Raw genomic sequence first — 19,703 nt, 5'->3', positions numbered from 1 at the left:
GCGATTTTCTCCTGTCTGCCAGTCATGCTGCACTTCCGATATCGAGATCGAGGACCACCGCCCCCTTTTGCGTAAGCGCCGTGATGAATTCGCGAGCCCTGGCCACACCGGTGTGAGAGGCAAGGACGAGTTCGCGTGCCCGGTCGGCCATGGCGAGACGTGTACGAGCCGATTCCCGGGACAGGATCGCGACGACCTCGTCCGCCTTCTTGGCCGTGTGGATCGTCGATGCGGGAAAGAAGCTGTCGAGGCCTGGCCAGCGGTCGCTGATGATCGGCGTGCCGCAAGCAGCGGCTTCGAAAAGGCGCACGCTGGGCGACCATCCCGCGGCAATCATGGAACTGCGTGTGACGTTCAGGGTGTAGCGCTGACGGCTATAGAATGCGGCATGATCGGCCGGCGGCAAGTGTTCGATGCGCTCGACGTTGTCGGGCCAGTCGATGTCGGACGGATATTGCGAGCCGGCCACGACGAAACGCCGATCCGGCATGCGCCGTGCAGGCTCGAGCAGAAGCGCGTTGAGCGTGGCTTGCCGGTCGGCGCTGTAGGTGCCGAGATAACCGAGATCCCAGCCGATCGGATCGGCGGTGCGGTGATGCCGTTCCGGATCGACCGAACAGTAGAGCGGCTCGGCGCGGCGTGCGCCGAAGGTCTGCGTCAGATCGGCAAGCATCGGGCCGCCGGCAAAAGAGAAATAGATGTCGAAGTAGGGGATCTGGCGCCAGCTCAGATAGTCGCAATCGTCCGCCGACAGCTTCGCCAGGGTCACCGGCGTGTCGATGTCGTAAAAGCAGAGTTGTCCTTTGCAAAGTGAAGCGACGGTGTCGATCACCGCGCGCCCTTCCGGTACGAAGGAGCCGATCACCACGACATCGGCCTGTTGCAGACACCGCGCGTGGTCGCGTTGCAGTTCCTGCACGGTTTCGTAGTAGCGCAAGGCGCAGAAATCCGGGTCGCGCAAATCGCGGTGATTGGCGTACCACGGCACATCGCGCTCCAGAAAAGTTACGCGATGGCCGAGTTGGTGGAGGCCTTTCAACAGACCTCGAAAAGTGGTGGCATGGCCGTTTCCCCAGGACGAGGAAAGCGACAGGCCGAGAAAGACGATGTCCAACTGCCTGGTCATTCGGCTGCCTCCACGGTCCCGTGCGTCAAATGCCGTTTGAAGACCGCATCAGCCACGGCCGCCCGCAATGCGTAGGTATGATCGGCGAGAACGCGTCGAAGTGCGGCCTGGCCGATCGCCTTTGCCCGGACGGGAGTCAGCGCCTGCATGATTTCGGCGACATCGCCGCCGTCGCGCGCCACAAGGATCTCCTCGTCGGGCTTCAGGAACAGCTCGACGCCGAGCCAGGCATCGGTGATCAGGCAAGCGCCGGCGCCGGCCGCCTCGAAGACACGCGTGGCGGGTGAAAAACCGTTCGCGGCCATGCTGTCGCGGCTGATGTTCAGCACCGCCTTCGGCGTGACATTGAAGGCGTTGTGATCGCGGGTGCCGACATGGCCGAGCCAGCCGACATTGGCGGGGAGCGGCTTGTCGCCCCACCCAGATCCGCCGAGAAGAAAACGTTGTTCCGGCAGCTGGCTCGCAGGATCGAGGAAGAACGATCCCACACGCGCTTCACGATCCGGCAGCCTGTTTCCAAGGAACGCCAGATCGCAGGCAAAACGCGCATTCCTAGCGACCGGGTGGTGCGTTTCGGGATCGAGCGCATTGTAGATTGGCACGCACTCGTTCGCGCCCATGGCACGATAGGCCCAGACTACGGGATCGCCGCCGCCATAGGTCAGCACAAGGTCGATTTCTTGCAGCGCACGATGCAGCGGGTGGTCCGGCTCGTCACGCAGTTGGGCGAGTGTGGCCGGCGCGTCGACGTCCCAGAATACGATGAGCGCATCGCTGCGGGCGTGGTCGAGCACGGCGCGAAGCAGCGCCTCGTCCTCGAAGCCGACGCCACTCGCCTTGACGACGATATCGGCCTCGGCGGCACGCGCCGCCACCTGCATCAGGGCATGGTGGGTTGCCTCGTAGACGACGACAGAGCACCAGTCCGGCGCCTCGATGTCACGGTTCTTCTGCCGATCATAAACGTCAGGTTCGTAGAAGGTGATTTCGTAGCCCAGTTGCGAAAGCGCCTTCAGCAATCCTCGGTAATAGGTCGCGGCGCCGTTCCAGTAGGACGACAAAAGGCTCGATCCATAGAATGCGATCTTCATGCTGCGGCTTCCTTTGCGGCGGTCAGCTCGGCGGTGTGCAGGGTCGTGCATTGCCAGAGCACGTCGAACAACTCGTCGGCGCGGTGACGGCAGGTGTGCCGCGAGCGGATGGTCTCGAGACCCGAGGTCACCAGGGAGGCCGCAAAATCGGGATCGGCCAACACCGCCTGGAGGTGTTGCCGCATTTGCGATCCATCCTCGGCAAACAGGAAGTCGATGCCGGGCCTGAAAAGCTGCTCGACGTCGGACCAAGGCGCTGAAATCAGCGGGATGCCGCAGGCAAGTGCCTCGAACATGCGGATCGTCGGAATTCCGGGCAAGCCTTGACGATAAGGACGCCGCGGGATGTGCACGGTGACACGATGCGCGGCGAACACCTTCGGCACGTCGGCATTGGCGATCCACCCTTCGTAGCGCAGACCGGCGGCTGCCAGATCGGCAAGTGCCGGCTCGGGATAGCGGACACCGTGAACAGTGGCCTGAAGACTGAGATCGCGCACGGGTTCGATCAGGAACTCCTGGATTTCGGCCGTCCGCTCGTCGTCGCCCCAGTTTCCGATCCAGACCAGGTCGGACGTCGCGTGGATTTCCGGGTGCGGTTTGAACAGCCGATCGTCCGCCGCTTCATGCCAGGTGAAGACACGCTTGCCCCACCCGGCGCGCAGATAGCTCTCGCGCAGCGCTTCGCCAAAGGCGAGAACGCCATCATAATGTTCCAGGCGGAGCGCCGAGATTGCCTCGGTGGCCGACACGGCGCGGTGATGGGTGTCGTGAAACAGCAAGGTGAATTTGCCGCCATCGGCCCGGGCACGGCCGATGCGAGCGACAAGCTCCGGGTCGGTCCATTCGTGGACGATCACCACGTCGGCCTCGGCGATCCAGGCTTCATGGTCGAACCCGGCATCGTAGGTCACCGGCATCAATTCGGGGAAATCCTTGCGAAAACGTTCGATCGCGAAGGATCCCCTCTCGGCCAGTAGGTTCGATCGGCTCCAGCCGTCCGCCGGCTCCAGAGCGATGGCCTGATGCCGGCGCGCCACCAGTTCGCGCATGACGCCGCGAAGGAAATGGGCATTGCCGTGGTTCCAGTCGGAGACGAGCGAGTGAGTGTAGAACAAGAAGCGCATGATCAGCGCTCCGCCACGGCCAGCGCCGCCTTTTCGTAGACATCGCGCATGGCCGCTGCCTGTCTCGCCAGAGTGAACCTGCGGCTTCGGCGGAGGGCGGCGTGGCCGAGCTCTCGCCTATGCCCCGCATCGCTGGAAAGACGATTGATGCAGGCTGCAAGATCATGCGGGTCGCGACCGTCAAAGAACATCGCGGCCCCGTCCCATAACTCGCGATAGGTCGGGATGTCCGAGAGCACCAGGGGCGTTGCCGACATGGCCGCTTCCAGCGCCGCCAGACCGAACGGTTCGTAGAGCGACGGGGACACGAAAATACCGGCGCGGGCCATCAGGGAGCGCACCTCGCCATGCGGCAGTGCTCCGAGGGGAACGGCATGGTTGACGGTGGCGCGCTCGCCGTTCGGGCCGTGAACTGAACCGGCTGTAAAGAGAGGCCATTGCGTCAACGAGGCGGCCTGGTCGACCACCGCCACATTCTTTCCCTCGTCCCACCAGCGGGCGGCAGCGAAGACGAGCGGCTGGCGGGTTTCTGCTGTCGGGACGGGGCGTGCGGCATTTCCGACGACGTGAAGGCGTGCGATCGGGCCATAGCAGGTCTCGAGCATCTCGGCATGGCTGCGGCTTGGGGCGATGACTGCGTCGGCCCTGTCGAAGCCGCGCCTGTTGCGCTCTTTCTGCCAGCTCCATGCGCTATCCAACGCCTGTCCCTTGACGGAATGGAACCATGTCGTCACGCATGAATGCGAGACGGCTATGACTGGGCAAGGCGCGTCCAACCCCACGGCCTGCGTCGGTCCGTTGAGATGGACAAGGTCGATGGCGTAGTCGCGTATCGGCGCACGCAATTCCAGCGGCAGACGGTCGAGGTCGCCGGCGCTGCGGGTCATCCAATCCAGTGGCGTATTCAGCCAGATGAGCGTCGCGAAGGACCGTGCCTCTTCGGCCTGTTGCCTGGATGGTTGCGGCCCCAGCCCGGCGAACACAACGCTGTCGCCGCCATTGACCAGTTCCCGGCCGAGATCAAGCGCATAGCGCCATACTCCGCCCATGGCGTCGACGGTCATCAGGATGCGGCGCTTGCGTGGCGTCAGTGTCCGCAACATGCCGCCTCCAGTTCCGCCAGCGGGCGCGGGCGCTTTTCCTGGATGTCGCTGAACTTCTGGAACGATGCGAGGTAATGATCATGGGCGCGCTCCCAGGCGAGGTCGTCGGGTTCGCCCCAAAGCTCGCGATAGCTGGGCGAACTCGGATATGGATACAGCGGCACGGGTTCATTGGCCCACACGCCATTGTCGATCAGGTGGGCTCGCCAGTGATCGACAAGGGCAGGATCGTCCTCGACGACGCCGATCAGATTGGCCTGGACGAAGGGAACGTGGCGTCTGGCCTTGACCAGCAGCGCGGCAAGCTCCTCGGTGCCCAGCCGGCAGCGCTTTGCCAGCATGGCCCGCCCTTCCACCGTCAGGCTTTCGAGGCCGGCTTCGATGGATACGCAGCCAGCCGCGCCCAGCAGTTCCAGCAACTCGGGTTTCCACAGATCGATGCGGGTCTGGACGCCGAATTTCACATCGCGGCCGACCAACGCCTCCAGCAACGCTTTTTGGGGCAGGAAGATTTCGTCGATGAAGTAGATGTAGCCGACACCCTGGGCGATCAGCCTATCGATTTCAGTCACCACCGCTTCGTGGTTGCGGCGGCGATAGGCATCGCGGAAATCGATCTTGGCGCAGAAGCTGCAATTGTAGGGACAGCCGCGCGATGCCTCGACCTCGGCGCCGAATCCAAGCTGTTGGTCATCGAACCGGTGATGGTGGTGTGAATGGGCGGCAATCCAGTCGGATGGCCATTCCAGCGGCGGGTGATCGACAAACGAACTGGAATGGACGCCGCCGTTCGAAACCAGCTTGGCATCCCGCAGATAGGCGGTTGAGGGTACCGCGCTCCAATCGTCGCGTCGTGCAAGTTCCGCGACGACTTCCTCGCATTCGCCGCGCACGACAATGTCGACGCCCAGCTTGCGCAAGGTCGGCGCCGGTGTCGCCGAACCATGTGGCCCGACCGCGACCGTGCGTCCGCCACGCCCGGCCAGGCGATTGAGGAAATCGGCCGGCACCCGCAATTCCGGCGGTGCGCAGCGCCAGAACAGATAGGTCGGCGCGGTGCTGACGACCGTCATTGCCGGCGCGAAATCAACCACGCGTTCGCAGAGCCCGGAATTGTCGAGCTTCTGCAATTGCCCGTCCAGCATCAGCACCTCATGGCCGGCCGCCTCGAGCAGGGCTTTCGAATAGCCGAGTTCCAGCGGCAGATGCGGTTGGCGGCAGCCGAAATAGATGCTGTCGTCATATGTCCAGGACGGGTTGACCAGCGCTATTCTCATGCGACGTACCTCACGGCTTCGGGGCGGGGCTCGAGCCGGTGGCGCTGCAGCCAGTCGGCGAGATCGCGAATGCCCTCACGCCACGCAACCTGCGCCTTCCAGCCAAGCGCCGTCTCGATCTTGCGGGTATCGGCGACGAAGAAGGGCTGGTCGCCGGTCCGTTCCCCATCGTGGCGGACCGAGAGCTCGCGACCGGTCAGGCTGCGGATCTCGCTCAACAGCATACGCAGGCTGAGCGCGTTTTCAGGTCCGCCGCCAAGATTGAATGCCTGGCCCTTGGTGATCTCGATCCCGTCCAGCACGGCCCTGTAGGCGGCGACCGCATCGGAGACGTGCAGGATGTCGCGCACCTGCCTGCCGTCGCCGTAGATGGTGATTTCCCGTCCCGTCAGGGCGCTGAGCAGGAAGTGCGCTACCCAACCCTGGTCCTCGGTTCCAAACTGGCGCGGTCCGTAGATGCAGCTCATCCGCAGCACCGCCGTCGGCATGCCGTAGGATTTGGCGTAGTCGAGCACATATTGGTCCGCCGCGCCCTTGGAGCAGCCGTAGGGTGTGCAGAAATCGAGGCCGCGGGCCTCGTCGATCCCGCCGGCCTGGATCGCGCTGTCGCAAGGTATGTAGCGGTCGTCGTCCGCGCGAACCGCGACGTCGGGGAGGCTGCCGTAAACCTTGTTGGTGCTGGCGAAAATCACCGGGATGCGCTCGCCGCTCAGCCGCGCCGCTTCCAGCACGTTGAACGTTCCGCGAAGGTTGATGTCGAAATCCTCGTCCGGCCGGACCAGGCTCGTGGTGACGGCCGTCTGCGCGGCCAGATGGAAAATCGCCTTGGATCTCATCAGAATCGGGGCCAGGGCATCGGCGTCCCGCACATCGATGGTCTCGACCGTAAGGCGGCCACCGTGTTTCTGGGCAAGCCATTGCAGGTTCTGTTCGACGCCGGGACGGCTGAGATTGTCGACCACCAGCACCGGCTCGCCATCCGACAACAGGCTGTCGGCCAGGTTTGATCCTATGAAGCCGCTGCCGCCGACGATGGCGACTGGCGCTTCGCGTCGGTTGCGTGCGCCCGGGCTCATGACACCAACCCGCGCTCTTCGAGTTCGCGCTTCATTTCGGCGCCGCGATCGACGGCGGCCGTGTTGCGCACCCAGGAAACGAAATCCCCGAGAGAGTTCTCCAATTGCAGGGCGGGTTCGAAGCCGAGCAGCTCACGTGCCTTGGAGATATCGGCGAAGCAGTTGCGAATGTCGCCGGAGCGCGCCTTGCCGAGCAGCTCGGGCGAACGGTTCGGGGTTCCCATGGCTTCCGCCAGCAATCGCGCGACTTCGCTGATCGCATAGGCGCGGCCGCTGCCGATGTTGATGACGTGGCCCTTTGCCTGACGTTGCTGCAGCGCAAGGCGAAAGGCGCGGGCGACGTCATGCACATGAACGAAATCGCGCTTCTGTTCGCCATCCTCGAAGATCATCGGCCGCTGGCCATTGGCGAGACGTGAAGCGAAATTGGCCAGCACGCCGGTGTAGGGATTCGATAGCGCCTGGCCGGCACCGAAGACATTGAACAGGCGCAACGCGACCGCATCGATGTTGTACGCTTCGCCAAAGATCAGCACGGCGCGTTCCTGGGCATATTTCGTCAGCGCGTAGATCGAGGCGAGGTCGACCGGCTTTTCTTCATCCGTCGGCAGCGGCGAAAGGGGTTCGCCTTCCGGCGACAGCGGATTCCACTGTCCGCTTTTGATGTCGCTTGACTTGCGCCTTGCATTGTCGATGCGCCGGCCGTCGGGCGTGGCATAGAGGCCCTCGCCATAGACGCTCATCGAGGAGGCGACGACGATCCGTTCGACCGGATGCTTGATCAGCGCTTCAAGCAATGTCGCCGTGCCGAGATCGTTGGTGCCGACATAGCGCGCGATCTCGTACATTGATTGTCCGACGCCGACTTCCGACGCCAGATGAATGACGGCGTCGACGCCTTCCAGCGCCTCGGCAACGGCTTCGCGGTCGCGAATGTCGCCCTTGATCAGTTCGGCACCTGCGGGAAGCGCGACCGCTTCACCCGCATGCACCTGCTCCAGCAGGGCGTCGAGAATGCGAACTGAATAATCCTGAGCGATGAGTTCTTGTGTGACGTGGCGGCCGATGAAGCCGCAGCCTCCTGTAACCAATATGCGTTTCACGACGACTCCTCGGACAAGTGACCTCGGCGCCCCGAACTTTTCGGCAAAAGGTTTGTTCCCTGTGCTTCAACAAAGTTCCCTTCGCGGGCTTCGCCTGAAAGCAAGCGCAACACCATCGGCCCGCGATGCGGGAACATTGCCGCCGGTATGCTGTTAGGGCGCTCGACAGCCGCCGTGACGCCGAAAGGCGAAGCCGATGATCAATGGAGATTTCAATGTCGCAGTCCCAGACGACCACCAATCACGACGAAATTCGCAAATGGGCCGAGGAGCGGCAGGGCCGGCCGGCGGTGGTCCGCACCAAGGGCGAGGGCGGCATCCTGCGGATCGACTTTGGCGAGCCCGAGGAAGCATTCGACCCCATCGATTGGGACGAGTTCTTCCGGATATTCGACGAGAACGATCTGGCCTTCCTTTATCAGGCCAAGACCAGCGACGGAAAATCCAGCCGTTTCAACAAATTCGTCGAGCGCGATCGCAAAGGTTAAGAAGGCCTGGCGGCCGATGCAGCGGGCCCCAGAAAATCTCGAAAGTCGCTGGAACAATCGACTGCCCTATTGCTTCGGGCGCTGATCCAGAAAGGTGATCCAGCAGCCCCCAAGGGAAGCGCCTTGGCCTCGGCCCAGGAGAATTCAATGCATCAGCTTTGCGCCGCGGGCTTTGGCCACTTCTCGCATGACGTCGTTGAGCCAGTTTTCGGTGGACTGGCCAAGCTGCCGGTGGTCGACGTCCCGGATCGCTTGCTCGAGTGTCCTCTCGACCAGCCGGTCCGATGCGTTGACGTCTCCCAGCAGAAGACGCGCCGCGAGGCGCAGTTTGGGCAAAAGGGTGAAAACGTCGTCTGGCGGGGAGGGCACGGAGATGTCCGCTTGTTCGGACGCCTGCGGCGGAAAAAGGGCATTGAACACAGCCTTGCTGCCCGAGGATTTCCGCAAATTGCTGGCGTAACGGAGATGCTCGGGGATGGCGATGTCGTTGTCGCCGCTGAAGAATACGAAGGGGATACCGCGGCGCATCAACTTGTCGGCGATCGGAAACACACGTCGGCCGTTGAGATTGACGTCCAGGATTGCAGCTTCGGCTTGATCGGTATGTTCAGACGCCTGCTCGACGGTAGCGGCGGGCCCGAGAATGATAGCACCCATGTTGCTGAAAAACCTCGCAAGATCTCCAGCCATCGACCATTCGTCTTCGACAATCAGAAGATGCAACCCCCGCAGATCGCGCACGTCGTCATCCTTTCTTCGAACGGAGTTTAGGATGCAAAGAAGGCACTTCCACTTTCCTGTCATCCAGCGCCGCTTGCAACCGTTTCGCAAGCACCAGCATGCGATCCGGGATGGGCCCATCGAGACCTTCGATTAATTCAGGCGCCCCCGGCACCATTGGCGCCAGGAGTTTCAGGCCAGCAGAGCGTTTTGTCATTGAACCACCATGGATATCGGGTTCAACGTCATCCTTGCTGACTTGTTCCATCCTCCCTGCGCGCTATATGGTTGTGTCCTGTCCGATCCGACGTTGAGAGGCTTCATGTCGGTCGGGCGAAAGGGGGACAAGCCGTGACAGCCCGATCAATCAAGTTCCCCATCGTCGGCATCGGTGCGTCCGCTGGTGGCATTCCCGCAATGGAAGGGCTTTTCAAGGGCATCACCGACCGGCCCGGCATGGCGTTCGTGATCATCACGCACCTCAGTCCCAAGCGCAACAGCCTGCTTCACGAGGTCATCGACCGCTACACCGAGATGCCTGTCGTGGTGGTCGAGGACGGCGTGGCCGTCGAACCCGACCACGTCTATGTGATGCCGGAAAACGTCACTCTGGTCATCGAGAATGGCGTGCTGCACCTGCGGCGCCCCAATGGGCTTACCCAAGAGCGCAAACCTGTCGATATCTTCTTCAGCGCACTGGCCGACGACCAGGGCGAATACTCGGTCGGCGTGATTCTGTCGGGCGGTGATTCCGATGGCACCCTGGGCGTGAAGGCGATCAAGGAGCGGGGCGGGCTCACCGTCGCGCAAGCGCCGGACGGCTATGGTCCGCGCAATCCCGACATGCCGCAGAGCGCCATTGCCAGCGGGCTCATCGATGTTGCCGTGCCCGCCGAGGAGATTGGGGCGAAGCTCGAGGCTTACGCCAGGGGCTTCGACACGCTGGACGGGCTGACGAACGAAGAGGACGACCATGCGGCCGACATAGATAAGGTCCGCGAACAGATATACGGCATTTTGCGCAGCCACTCCGGCCACGACTTTTCAGGCTATAAAACCAAGACATTCCTGCGCCGCATCAAGCGGCGCATGCAGATCGCCCAGATACAGTCCATCAATGGCTATATCGACTGGCTGAAGAAGGACCCTCGCGAGGTGATGAACCTGTTTCGCGATCTGCTGATCAATGTCACCAACTTCTTCCGCGATCCCGATGCCTTCGAATTGCTGGAGCAAAAGATCATCCCGCGGCTGTTCGAGGGCAAGACCGCGACCGATACGGTCAGGGTCTGGGTTCCCGGCTGCGCCACCGGCGAGGAGGTGTTCTCCATCGGCATCCTGCTGCGTGAACACATGGAAACGCTTTCAGCCGTTCCGCGCGTCCAGATATTCGCCACCGACATAGACGAGCCGGCCCTGGCCGTGGCGCGCGCCGCACGCTATCCCGAGGCCTTGATGCAGGGTCTTTCCCCGGAGCGCAAACAGCGGTTTTTCAACGGCGATGGCGAAAGCTACGTCATCAGCAACGAGATCCGGGAACTGTGCATCTTCTCGCCGCACAGCGTCATCCGCGATCCGCCCTTCTCGCGCATGGATCTGGTTTCGTGCCGCAATCTGCTGATCTATTTCGGCCCAGCCATTCAAAGCCGCGTTCTTCCTGTCTTCCACTATTCGCTGAAGCCGGGTGGCTATCTTTTCCTCGGCACGTCCGAAAGCGTCGGGCAGCACGAAAATCTGTTCGCCACCGTCGACAAGAAACATCGCCTCTTCCAAGCACGGGAGCATGCCTCGCCACATATCAGGCTGCCGGCGCTGATCGGGGATGTCCATTCCGGCGTCTTTCCCGCCGAAACCGCCGGCTTGAAGAAGGGCACGGTCGGCTATCCGCTGCGCCAGGCTGTCGAGGCGCAGGTGCTGGAGCGGTTCGCGCCGCCGCATGTCCTCGTCAACGCCGAAGGCGACGTCGTCTACTATTCGGCGAGGACCGGAAGATACCTCGAAGCGCCGCAAGGCATCCCCAGCCGGCAGTTGCTGACGATGGCGCGCCGCGGGCTTCGCCTGGACCTGCGCGCCGCATTGAGGGAGGCGACGACGACACGCCGCACTGTTGTGCGGGACAATCTCGCCGTCGAGGAAGACGACGAACGCGTCCAACCGATCAGGCTGACCATCGAACCCCTGGCCGAGAGGGGCAATGGTGAGCCGCTTTACCTTGTCCTCTTCGAGCCGTCGGGCCCGACCCAGGCCCGATCCGATGAGGACGGTGGCGGCCGTGACAGCGACAGCACCGCCGATCTTGAGCGGGAACTGCGCGACACAAGAGAGCGCCTTCAATCCACCATAGAGGAATACGAGACGGCCCTCGAAGAGGTGAAATCGTCGAACGAGGAACTCGTCTCCGTCAACGAAGAGGCGCAATCCACCAACGAGGAACTTGAAGCGTCCAAGGAAGAGATGCAGTCGCTCAACGAAGAGCTCAACACGATCAACGCGGAGTTGACCAGCAAGATAGAAGAGCTCGATCACGCCAACAGCGATCTGCGCAATCTGTTCGAAAGCACCGACATCGCGACCATTTTTCTCGACCGCAGTCTTGTGGTGCGGACCTTCACGCCGGCGGCCTCATCCTTCTTCAGTCTGCGCCCCTCCGACGTCGGCCGACCGCTGACGGATCTGTCGAGCCAACTCGATTATCCCGAGTTGAAGCAGCACATCGACAAGGTGTTCGAGACCGGCGAGACCCTGAACCACCATCTTGCGCGCGATTCCAGGGGCCTGTTTCACATGGTCCGCATCAATCCCTATCGGGACAAGGGCAACAGGATACAGGGCGTCGTGGTGACACTGGTCGACGTCACCACCCTGGCGCGGGCGGAAGAGCATCAGCAGGTGCTCATCTCGGAGCTCAACCATCGCGTCAAGAACATGCTGGCGGTGATCGCCAGCATCGCCAACCGGACGCGGGACAGTTCGGATACGAAAGAAGAGTTCGCGGAGGCCTTGATCGGCCGGCTGCATGCCATGTCCCGGGCCTACGGATTGCTGACCCGCGAGAGGTGGAAAGAAGCTTCGGTCAAGGAACTGCTCCACCAGGAACTCGAGCCGTTCGGCATCGAACGGATCGAACTCGATGGCGACGACGTTAGACTCGGCCCGCAACAGGGGCTTTCCCTCAGTATGGCCATCCATGAACTGGCAACCAACGCGGCCAAGTATGGCGCCCTGTCCAAGCCTCGAGGAAGGATTGGTGTCAGATGGGCGATGGACGGCGATAATTTCACGCTTGGCTGGCGCGAAAAGGACGGCCCCCCGGTCAAGGAGCCGTTGAACAACGGCTTTGGCCTGAACCTGTTGAAGGGGGAAATCGGCTACAGGCTCGGGGGCCAGGTCGACACCTCCTTCCACAAGGAAGGTCTTGAGGTCCAGATCGCTTTTTCGGCAAACCACAAGGACGCGCCGTGAGCGACAGACCGCGCGTTCTGGTGGTTGAGGACGAGTGGCTGATCGCGGAGGACGTCGCATCTGATCTGCGTGCGGCGGGCTATCCCGTGGTCGGGCCTGTTTCGTCCGTTGCCGCAGCACTTCGGCTGGTCGAGGCCGATAAGGTCGACATGGCGTTGCTGGACGTTCAACTGAACGCCGAAACGAGCCTGCCGATCGCGGAGATATTGCTGACTCGCGGCACTCCTTTCGCGTTCGTAACGGGATATGGGCGGGGCGATCTTCCCGCCCGGTTCCGAAACTGCAAATTCGTGGCAAAACCCGCAAGCGAAGCGGCCATCCTCACTGCCGTGGCCGACCTGGCATCGCTTCGCGCCAAGAAACCGTGATCCAAAGAGCTAGCCTGTCGCGATCAATCCAGCGGCTTGTCGGTGGGCCGGGGCGTGGTGCTCGCCTGGCGTGGCCGACCGGCATTTCGGTTGGCGACCGGATTGTCCAATGGAACGCTTGACGGGCGCGACGCGCCCGCGGTCTTTGGCGTCAGCGGTTTTGCACCGGCATCCGTGTCGCTGGCATCCCTCCTTGGGTGCGGCAGGCCCTCGGCGTTGGGTGACCGGACGGCGGGTTTCGAGGCAGAATCTTCCTTGGCCATGATGGTTCCTTTCCTTGCACGAAACGATTTCAATCATCGGCACGATTGAAAGTTCCGCGACCGCGACGGCGCTATGAAGGGGAAGGCACGAGCGAAGACGAAACGGTTCTCGTGCCGATGAACGGCTCACCCATGCGGCCGCATGACCACCTTGATGCAGCCGTCCTGCTTGTCGCGAAACGTCTTGTAGAGATCGGGCCCGGCTTCAAGGCCGGCCCTGTGCGTGATCACGAAGGACGGGTCGATCTCGCCGGTCTGGACTTTGGCCAAAAGCGGTTCGAGATACCGCTGCGTGTGGGTCTGGCCCATACGGAACGTCAGGCCCTTGTTCATCGCGGCGCCAAAGGGGATATGATCGACGAGGCCGATATACACGCCGGGGATCGAAATGGTGCCGCCCTTGCGGCAACAGTAGATTGCTTCGCGCAGCACATGTGGCCTGTCGGTGCCGAGGAAGGCAGCCGCCTTGACCTTGTCGAGCATGGAGTCTGCACTGGCGCCGGCATCGGCTTCGGTACCCACGCAATCGATGCAGCGATCCGGCCCTCGGCCATCGGTCATCGCCATCAGGGCGTCGTAGATATTTGAATTGCTGAAATCGAGTGTCTCGGCCTTGCCATGTTCGCGAGCCATGGCCAGTCGTTCCGGAACCTTGTCGATCGCGATGACGCGACCGGCGCCGAGCATCCATGCGCTCTGGATGGCGAACTGGCCGACCGGACCGCAGCCCCAGATCGCGACCGTGTCGCCGGGCTCGATGCCGGCGTTTTCCGCTGCCATGTAGCCGGTCGGAAAGATGTCGGAAAGAAACAGCACCTGCTCGTCATCCATGCCTTCCGGCACCTTGATCGGGCCGACATCGGCGAATGGTACGCGCAGATATTCGGCCTGGCCGCCCCAATAGCCGCCAACCAGATGCGAATAGCCGAACAGGCCGGCCGGCGATTGTCCCATCACCTCGGCCGCTTGCTTGGCATTGGGATTGGACCGGTCGCAAAGCGAGAACAGCCCCTTCTGGCAAAACCAGCATTCGCCGCACGAAATGTTGAACGGCACCACGATGCGGTCGCCCTTCTTGAACTTGGAATGACCGCGGCCGACCTCCACGACCTCTCCCATGGTCTCGTGTCCAAGCACGTCGCCCGATTCCATGGTCGGCATGTAGCCGTCCATCAGATGCAGGTCCGAGCCGCAAATGGCGCAGCAGGTGACCTTGATGATGACGTCACGGTCATCCTCGATGGCCGGATCCTGCACCTGATCGCAGCGTATATCGCCTTTGCCGTGCCATGTGAGGGCTTTCATCCTGTTGCTCCTGCGTTGATTATTTTGAGGTATCGGCAAATGCAGCTTTCATTCAGCCGAAGTGGGCGCCACCGACGATTACCTTGCGATACGCAAAGGATCTGCGTTCGCAGACGGGAAGAGATCAGTCCCTGGACGGTGAACCCGGCTCGGCCATTTTGCGGTGCTGTTCGGCCAGCGTACCTGCCGGAGTGATATGCGCGGCGGCGACCTGCAGCTTGTTCTTCCAGCCGCTGATCACTTGTTCCTCTCCCGCCATCATCGCCTCATAACCGGTTCTGGCGACATCTGCCGGATTGTCCTTCTCGTCGGTGCCGACCCTGGTATTCCATCATTTCGGCGCGTTCGAAGAACCGCGTCTGCGTCGCCCCGGGCATCAGCACCGTGACTGTGACGCCGGTGTCCCGCATCTCATGGCGCAGTGCGATCGAGAAGGAATCGATGAACGCCTTGGTGCCGTTGTAGACCGCCTGGAAAGTGCCGGGCATGAAGCCGGCAATCGATCCGGTGAACAAAATTCGGCCACGGCCGCGGCGTGCCATCCTGGCGCCGAGTTCATGCGCCAGGTAGACCGTGCCCGTAATGTTGGTGTCGATGACCCGGCGAACTTTCTGCCAGTCCTGGTCGAGAAAGCCGTCGCCGAGGCCGCGTCCGGCGTTCAGGAACAGAAGGTCGATGTCGCGATCGCCGACCCGCGCAATGAGTTGATCGACGCCCTCGACGGATGCCAGATCTGCCTCGACGGCTTCAACGGTCACATCATGCGAAGCCAGAGCCTCGGCCGCCTGTTGGACCGCGGGCTCGTCGGCGGCTATGACCAGGTTATAGCCGTCCTTGGCGCATAGTTTGGCAAGTTCCCTCCCGATGCCGCTCGATGCGCCCGTCACCACGGCCAGCTTTGCGTTGGTCATCATGTCCTCCGAAGTTCGTTCCGGCCGAACCAGCGGGGTCCCTGATTGTTCCGCGTGGACCGGATCGAATGCCGGGCTGCCGAAGGGCCATGCCAGTCGACCCCCTTGGCGCGTTCAGGCACGAACAACGCGAAGATGACGAAGTGGAACAACTGAGGCCGATCCAGGTTCGGTGTCGTGCGGCGTCGTCGCTCCCCTTGTTTGGCGCCGCGCGATCGGGTTCCCCTCAGCCTGATCAGCCCGCGCGCTCCCCGGCCGGGAGGCGCGGGCTTTCTCATGAGCTTGGCGGTCGTGTTTCGAGTTCAGCTGGGAACAACCCACACACTCGGCAGTTCGGCGCGCAGGAGAAACGAAATGCAATATGCCGATGAAATCGCGCTCAGGCGCGTGAAGATGCTGGTCGAACAATATGTATCCGCCAGAAGCAGGAGATATGACTTCGTCTCGACCGAGTTGGCGTGCAAGGCCATTCGTCAGCTGGTTCGCAGCCCCATCGACGATAGCGAGCTGGATCATTTGCTGGCTAAAAGTGCCGTCAAACAAGGGCTTTCCATCCGGTTCGATCGAATAGGTCCCTTGCAGGTTGCTTCACCCGAACTCATCCAGGAAAAGTCAGTATGAAAGCGATGTGGTTGATTTGGTCGGCATCGGCGTTGCTCGCCCTGGCGGCGTGCAACAACAATGCCGACCCCGTCAAATCCAAGACGGATACGATGAACAGCCAGCCGGTGAACAAGAATCCAACAACGGATACCAATCCGACACCGCAGTCCAGTACCGGCGGGGACCAGCAAGGCACCCAGCCGACGCAGCCGGCATCACCGAAGCCAACTGGTGGTTAGGGTTGGTGCCTTTGCTTGTCCGGGTAGTGACACCGGCGAGAGTCGTGAGTCGCGTATGAGATCCAAAGCGACGCCGCGTCTGGTTTCGACATGATCGGCAACGGCAGTTTCATCACGCCCTTCGAATACGAACACCAAACTTCGCCCTTTCTTGAAGTTCCGGAGCATGCGAAGCGCACGTCGCTGGCGCGACCCGGCCGAGCTCGATCCCGTTGCGTTGCTTCGCTGCTGCGGTGACGGCCGGTGCCCGTCATCGGTGCCACCTGGCTGTGGAACTATTTTCGTCAGTGGCTGTTCGGCAGGCGAAGGGAGCCGCAGGATGGAACGACGCAACGCACTACTCTCGCTGGTGATAGCCGCTGTCATCATCGTCGGTTTCCTGATCGGCTTTCTCTACGTCGATGTGGGGTGGCGCACCTCGCCCCTGAAACGAGCGCCTGAGCAGAACCAGGGCGGCAACGCTCCGGCGGACACCTCACCGGCTGCAGGGGTCAAGAAAGATCCCAAGGAGAATACCGAGATGCCGGGGCAGCAGTGATTCACGGCTAGCCAACAGCCGCAACTTGGGCACCGACGGCGCCGTCTTTCATATCATTTCAGCTCAACGCGTTGTCTGTCATCCCACCGTACTGTTTCTGATGTTCCTTCTGCTCCTGGTCTGGTTGGTTGCTGGTTTTCCCGGTCTGGCTCTGCCATCGCGCTTCGCATAGCTTGCGTGCTTCTCGGAACATCTCCGCAGGACTGACCATTATCGGCATGGAGAGCAAAGCTATGGAGCTTGGTGATGGGTATCCTTTCCGATCTGGACAAGAAGCTGACGGACAACATGTATGAACATGGCAGTGAGCTCACCGACGCGGTAGCGGACCTGCCGCGGCCGGTCGTTGAAACCGTCGACCGGCTGATGCTTTTCATTCAGCCCGAAGCGCGCGAGACAGTGAGAAATCAGGTTCTCGGCCTGGTCCACGAATACAGGATCGAGAACCCTGCAGATCCAACAGAGCAGGAGTGAATTAGCCGTTCTGGTCGATCGCGTGGGGCGCGGGCTGGCTGCCGCTATCGTTGCTCGTTCTATGGCTGCCGAGCCACAGCCAAGCCGCGATGATTACGACCGCCACGATGGCTATCCAGACTATGAGACGAGGCATTGCCGAATCCTCTGTGCAGCAGTCCATCACGTCGATGATCAGGACGGGTCGCCACCTTCCCGTGTTCCAATCCCACAATCGATGCTTTGTTCCGCTTGAATTGGGTCTCGTGGCCGGCGGGCCTCTGTCGTTGGTCCTTATGTCTCGCGGTCGGCGCCTGTCCGAGCGGTGGCGTTTGATTGACCGGCACACCGGGCGCTCTAGATCAATTCACGCCGACCGCGACTTCCATCGGCTCGGGGAGACCAGTCTCGTGGCGCACCAAACGCCGGCTTTGACCTTTAGTGGCCCTTATCCCAGGCTGAGTTGTATGTGCGTGCTGTTGCTCACGAGCGTCTTGGCGGGATGCTCGTCCTCCGACCAGATCGAGCAGCAATCACAAACGGCGGCCTCCGCGGCACAGACCGTATCGGTAATGCTCGATGCTTGGATGGATGGGGCGGCGCCGTTCGCATACACAGCCGGCACGCTGCGGTCGACCGGCAAGACTCTGGCCGACGCCGAGGCACAAATCCGATCGGCCGGAACGGCTGAACCCGCCGAGCAATCTGCTTTGGCGGCAGCGGTCAAGGATCTGTCAGCCGCGGTGGCTCGCGCCGAAGCGGGATTGCAGGCGGACAATCGAGCGGAGGTCCAAAACGCAAAGCAGGATCTTCGACGGGGCTCGCGCACGCTGGCGACCGCCTATGCCAGATATTTCGCGCCGAAGCCATGAAGAAGCTCGTGGAAATATCGCTCGGCGTGGTTACCAGCGTTGGCGGCTTCCTCGAAGTCGGATCGATGGCGACGGCGGCGCAGGCGGGCGCAACCTTCGGTTTCCAGTTGATCTGGGCCGTGGTCCTCGGCACCATCTGCATCATCTTTCTGGTGGAAATGGCCGGCCGGTTCGCCGCGGTGAGCCATCACACGATCTGCGACGGCATCCGCGAGAGATTTGGTTTCAACGTCTTTGTGTGGCCGTTGCTTGCCACCTTGCTGCTCAGTCTCATGGTGCTCTCCGCCGAGATCGGCGGCGTTGCCATCGCACTTGAACTTGCCACGGGCATAGGCTTCCAGTGGTGGGCTCTGCCGGTGGCTTTTCTGGCATGGCTGCTGCTCTGGAAAGGCACGTTCGGTTTCATCGAGAAAGGCGTGTCGATGCTGGGCCTGGTGACGTTGTGTTTCGTCGTCGCGGCCGTGATGCTGAAACCCGATTGGACGGCGGTCGCGGCTGGCGCAGTGCCTTCGCTGCCAGCCCACGATACCGCCAATTACTGGTTCATGGCGGTCAGCATTCTCGGCGCCTCGATATCGCCCTACCTGTTCATGTTCTATTCCTCGGGGGCTATCGAGGACCAGTGGGACAAGAGCTACCTCGGCGCCAACCGAGCCATAGCGGGACTGGGGATGACCTTCGGCGGCACTATTTCGATCGGCGTGTTGATCGTGGCCGCTCTCGTGCTGGCGACGCACGGCATCAACCAGGTCGATGACTATCACCAAATGCCGTTGATGCTGATCCCGGTATTCGGCTTCTGGGGTTTCATCCTGTTCGTAGCCTCGCTCGCCATTGCCTGCTTCGGCGCTGCACTCGAAGTCGCGCTGCAGCAGGCTTACCTCGTAGCGCAAGGTTTCGGCTGGACCTGGGGCGAGGACCGCAAGCCGCGCGAGAATCCAGGCTTCAGCGCCGTGTATACGGTATCGTTGTTGCTTGCGGCCATCCCGATCATGCTTGGTGTCGATCCGTTGAGGCTCACCATATTTTCCATGGCGCTGACGGCGGCCAGCCTGCCGTTAACGGTGGTTCCATTCCTATTTCTGCTGAACGACGAACGCTACGTCGGCGAGCATCGCAACGGCATTCTCTCGAATGCCGCGGTCATCTTCATCATCGCGCTCGGCTTTGTGCTGGCCGTGGTGACGATCCCGCTGCAGATATTCGGAGGCACATGATGGAGTTGCTGCGTGATCTCCTGGACAAGCAGGTGGTCGACCGCCGCCAGGTCAAAATCGGCAAGGTCGATGGGCTGGTGGCCGAATTGCGGCAGGGCAAGCCCCCAAGGATCGTCGCGATCGAACTCGGCTCCATCACCTTGGCGCGTCGCCTTGGCACGTGGCCGGGGCGATGGATGGCGCAACTCGCGGCAAAGCTGGGTGGCAAGCGCCATGGCGAGCCGCATCGGATCGCCTGGCACAAGGTGAAGGATATCGGCGTCGACATCGAGTTCGATATCGATGTGCGTCGGACGACGATCTTCGCCTGGCAGGACTGGTTGCGCGATCATGTCATCGGACGCATTCCGGGAGCTTGATG

The 19,703-nt window shown here is 61.9% G+C and carries 22 protein-coding genes and 1 pseudogene; 10 read left to right on the top strand and 13 right to left on the bottom strand.

Going from position 1 to position 19,703, the window contains the following annotated elements; all coding sequences use genetic code 11:
• Nucleotides 1–22: 22 nt before the first annotated feature.
• From LB557_RS11405 to LB557_RS11375, 7 genes are read right to left on the bottom strand one after another with little or no spacing between them, the layout of a single operon-like run.
• A complete protein-coding gene (locus LB557_RS11405; protein WP_224643818.1) occupies nucleotides 23–1,126 on the bottom strand; it encodes a glycosyltransferase in 1,104 nt (367 codons plus the stop codon).
• On the bottom strand, nucleotides 1,123–2,217 hold the full coding sequence (locus LB557_RS11400) for a glycosyltransferase (protein WP_224713058.1): 1,095 nt from the start codon (nucleotides 2,215–2,217) through the stop codon (nucleotides 1,123–1,125). Before LB557_RS11400 ends, LB557_RS11405 begins: the two co-directional genes overlap by 4 nt.
• Nucleotides 2,214–3,344 (bottom strand): glycosyltransferase, encoded by a 1,131-nt coding sequence (locus tag LB557_RS11395; RefSeq protein WP_224643596.1) that lies wholly within the window; start codon nucleotides 3,342–3,344, stop codon nucleotides 2,214–2,216. The genes LB557_RS11400 and LB557_RS11395 overlap by 4 nt, the downstream gene beginning before the upstream one ends.
• A 2-nt stretch (nucleotides 3,345–3,346) precedes the next feature.
• A complete protein-coding gene (locus LB557_RS11390) occupies nucleotides 3,347–4,447 on the bottom strand; it encodes a glycosyltransferase family 4 protein (RefSeq protein WP_224643597.1) in 1,101 nt (366 codons plus the stop codon).
• Nucleotides 4,432–5,724 (bottom strand): TIGR04295 family B12-binding domain-containing radical SAM protein, encoded by a 1,293-nt coding sequence (locus LB557_RS11385; protein ID WP_140617536.1) that lies wholly within the window; start codon nucleotides 5,722–5,724, stop codon nucleotides 4,432–4,434. Before LB557_RS11385 ends, LB557_RS11390 begins: the two co-directional genes overlap by 16 nt.
• A complete protein-coding gene (locus LB557_RS11380) occupies nucleotides 5,721–6,800 on the bottom strand; it encodes an NAD-dependent epimerase/dehydratase family protein (protein ID WP_224643598.1) in 1,080 nt (359 codons plus the stop codon). The genes LB557_RS11385 and LB557_RS11380 overlap by 4 nt, the downstream gene beginning before the upstream one ends.
• Complete coding sequence (locus LB557_RS11375; RefSeq protein WP_015319144.1) at nucleotides 6,797–7,903, bottom strand: NAD-dependent epimerase/dehydratase family protein; 1,107 nt, start codon at nucleotides 7,901–7,903, stop codon at nucleotides 6,797–6,799. Before LB557_RS11375 ends, LB557_RS11380 begins: the two co-directional genes overlap by 4 nt.
• A 215-nt stretch (nucleotides 7,904–8,118) precedes the next feature.
• Between LB557_RS11375 and LB557_RS11370 the strand changes: the two genes are divergently transcribed.
• Nucleotides 8,119–8,391 carry a hypothetical protein gene (locus tag LB557_RS11370; RefSeq protein WP_015319143.1) on the top strand — a complete coding sequence of 91 codons (273 nt, stop codon included), beginning with the start codon at nucleotides 8,119–8,121 and terminating at the stop codon, nucleotides 8,389–8,391.
• A 144-nt stretch (nucleotides 8,392–8,535) separates the two neighbouring features.
• Here the strand turns inward: LB557_RS11370 and LB557_RS11365 are convergent, their stop codons facing one another.
• Together LB557_RS11365 and LB557_RS11360 are read right to left on the bottom strand one after the other, a co-directional pair.
• Nucleotides 8,536–9,132: a response regulator gene (locus LB557_RS11365; protein WP_015319142.1), complete on the bottom strand. Its 597-nt coding sequence runs from the start codon at nucleotides 9,130–9,132 to the stop codon at nucleotides 8,536–8,538.
• A 4-nt stretch (nucleotides 9,133–9,136) separates the two neighbouring features.
• On the bottom strand, nucleotides 9,137–9,379 hold the full coding sequence (locus LB557_RS11360; protein ID WP_140617534.1) for a hypothetical protein: 243 nt from the start codon (nucleotides 9,377–9,379) through the stop codon (nucleotides 9,137–9,139).
• A gap of 83 nt (nucleotides 9,380–9,462) precedes the next feature.
• On the opposite strand from LB557_RS11360, the gene LB557_RS11355 reads away from it, so the two are divergent.
• Complete coding sequence (locus tag LB557_RS11355; RefSeq protein WP_140724282.1) at nucleotides 9,463–12,573, top strand: CheR family methyltransferase; 3,111 nt, start codon at nucleotides 9,463–9,465, stop codon at nucleotides 12,571–12,573.
• 20 nt (nucleotides 12,574–12,593) lie between these two features.
• Nucleotides 12,594–12,941, top strand: coding sequence for a response regulator (locus LB557_RS11350; RefSeq protein ID WP_245262903.1), 348 nt, complete (start codon nucleotides 12,594–12,596; stop codon nucleotides 12,939–12,941).
• 23 nt (nucleotides 12,942–12,964) lie between these two features.
• Here LB557_RS11350 and LB557_RS11345 read toward each other — a convergent pair whose 3' ends face one another.
• The 3 genes and pseudogenes from LB557_RS11345 to LB557_RS11335 all read right to left on the bottom strand — a co-directional run bounded on the left by LB557_RS11345 (nucleotide 12,965) and on the right by LB557_RS11335 (nucleotide 15,420).
• On the bottom strand, nucleotides 12,965–13,204 hold the full coding sequence (locus LB557_RS11345; protein ID WP_015319139.1) for a hypothetical protein: 240 nt from the start codon (nucleotides 13,202–13,204) through the stop codon (nucleotides 12,965–12,967).
• A gap of 126 nt (nucleotides 13,205–13,330) precedes the next feature.
• Entirely contained in the window at nucleotides 13,331–14,509 is a 1,179-nt protein-coding gene (locus LB557_RS11340) for a zinc-dependent alcohol dehydrogenase (RefSeq protein WP_140617532.1), read from the bottom strand.
• A gap of 124 nt (nucleotides 14,510–14,633) precedes the next feature.
• Nucleotides 14,634–15,420 (bottom strand): annotated as a pseudogene (locus tag LB557_RS11335) (SDR family NAD(P)-dependent oxidoreductase).
• A 354-nt stretch (nucleotides 15,421–15,774) separates the two neighbouring features.
• Here LB557_RS11335 and LB557_RS11330 point away from each other — a divergent pair.
• The 4 genes from LB557_RS11330 to LB557_RS11315 all read left to right on the top strand — a co-directional run bounded on the left by LB557_RS11330 (nucleotide 15,775) and on the right by LB557_RS11315 (nucleotide 17,274).
• Complete coding sequence (locus LB557_RS11330) at nucleotides 15,775–16,041, top strand: hypothetical protein (RefSeq protein WP_015319136.1); 267 nt, start codon at nucleotides 15,775–15,777, stop codon at nucleotides 16,039–16,041.
• The gene (locus tag LB557_RS11325) at nucleotides 16,038–16,262 is read left to right on the top strand and encodes a hypothetical protein (protein ID WP_224643599.1); all 225 of its coding nucleotides are present in this window, start codon (nucleotides 16,038–16,040) and stop codon (nucleotides 16,260–16,262) included. Before LB557_RS11330 ends, LB557_RS11325 begins: the two co-directional genes overlap by 4 nt.
• A 319-nt stretch (nucleotides 16,263–16,581) precedes the next feature.
• Nucleotides 16,582–16,800 carry a hypothetical protein gene (locus tag LB557_RS11320; RefSeq protein WP_015319134.1) on the top strand — a complete coding sequence of 73 codons (219 nt, stop codon included), beginning with the start codon at nucleotides 16,582–16,584 and terminating at the stop codon, nucleotides 16,798–16,800.
• A 246-nt stretch (nucleotides 16,801–17,046) separates the two neighbouring features.
• Entirely contained in the window at nucleotides 17,047–17,274 is a 228-nt protein-coding gene (locus LB557_RS11315) for a hypothetical protein (RefSeq protein WP_015319133.1), read from the top strand.
• 1 nt (nucleotide 17,275) lies between these two features.
• On the opposite strand, the gene LB557_RS31605 is transcribed toward LB557_RS11315, so the two are convergent.
• Nucleotides 17,276–17,410, bottom strand: coding sequence for a hypothetical protein (locus LB557_RS31605; protein ID WP_263484678.1), 135 nt, complete (start codon nucleotides 17,408–17,410; stop codon nucleotides 17,276–17,278).
• A 310-nt stretch (nucleotides 17,411–17,720) separates the two neighbouring features.
• Here LB557_RS31605 and LB557_RS11310 point away from each other — a divergent pair, with 310 nt between their 5' ends.
• From LB557_RS11310 to LB557_RS11300, 3 genes are read left to right on the top strand one after another with little or no spacing between them, the layout of a single operon-like run.
• Entirely contained in the window at nucleotides 17,721–18,125 is a 405-nt protein-coding gene (locus LB557_RS11310; RefSeq protein WP_140715510.1) for a hypothetical protein, read from the top strand.
• Nucleotides 18,122–19,342, top strand: a complete 1,221-nt coding sequence (locus tag LB557_RS11305) for an NRAMP family divalent metal transporter (RefSeq protein ID WP_140724288.1) — start codon at nucleotides 18,122–18,124, stop codon at nucleotides 19,340–19,342. Before LB557_RS11310 ends, LB557_RS11305 begins: the two co-directional genes overlap by 4 nt.
• Complete coding sequence (locus LB557_RS11300) at nucleotides 19,342–19,701, top strand: hypothetical protein (RefSeq protein ID WP_015319130.1); 360 nt, start codon at nucleotides 19,342–19,344, stop codon at nucleotides 19,699–19,701. Before LB557_RS11305 ends, LB557_RS11300 begins: the two co-directional genes overlap by 1 nt.
• The last annotated feature ends 2 nt before the right edge of the window (nucleotides 19,702–19,703 follow it).

The sequence above is a fragment of the Mesorhizobium sp. BR115XR7A genome, assembly GCF_020165315.1.
GTDB classification, from domain to species: Bacteria; Pseudomonadota; Alphaproteobacteria; order Rhizobiales; family Rhizobiaceae; genus Mesorhizobium; species Mesorhizobium australicum.
This window is presented reverse-complemented; position numbering and strand designations above follow the sequence as displayed.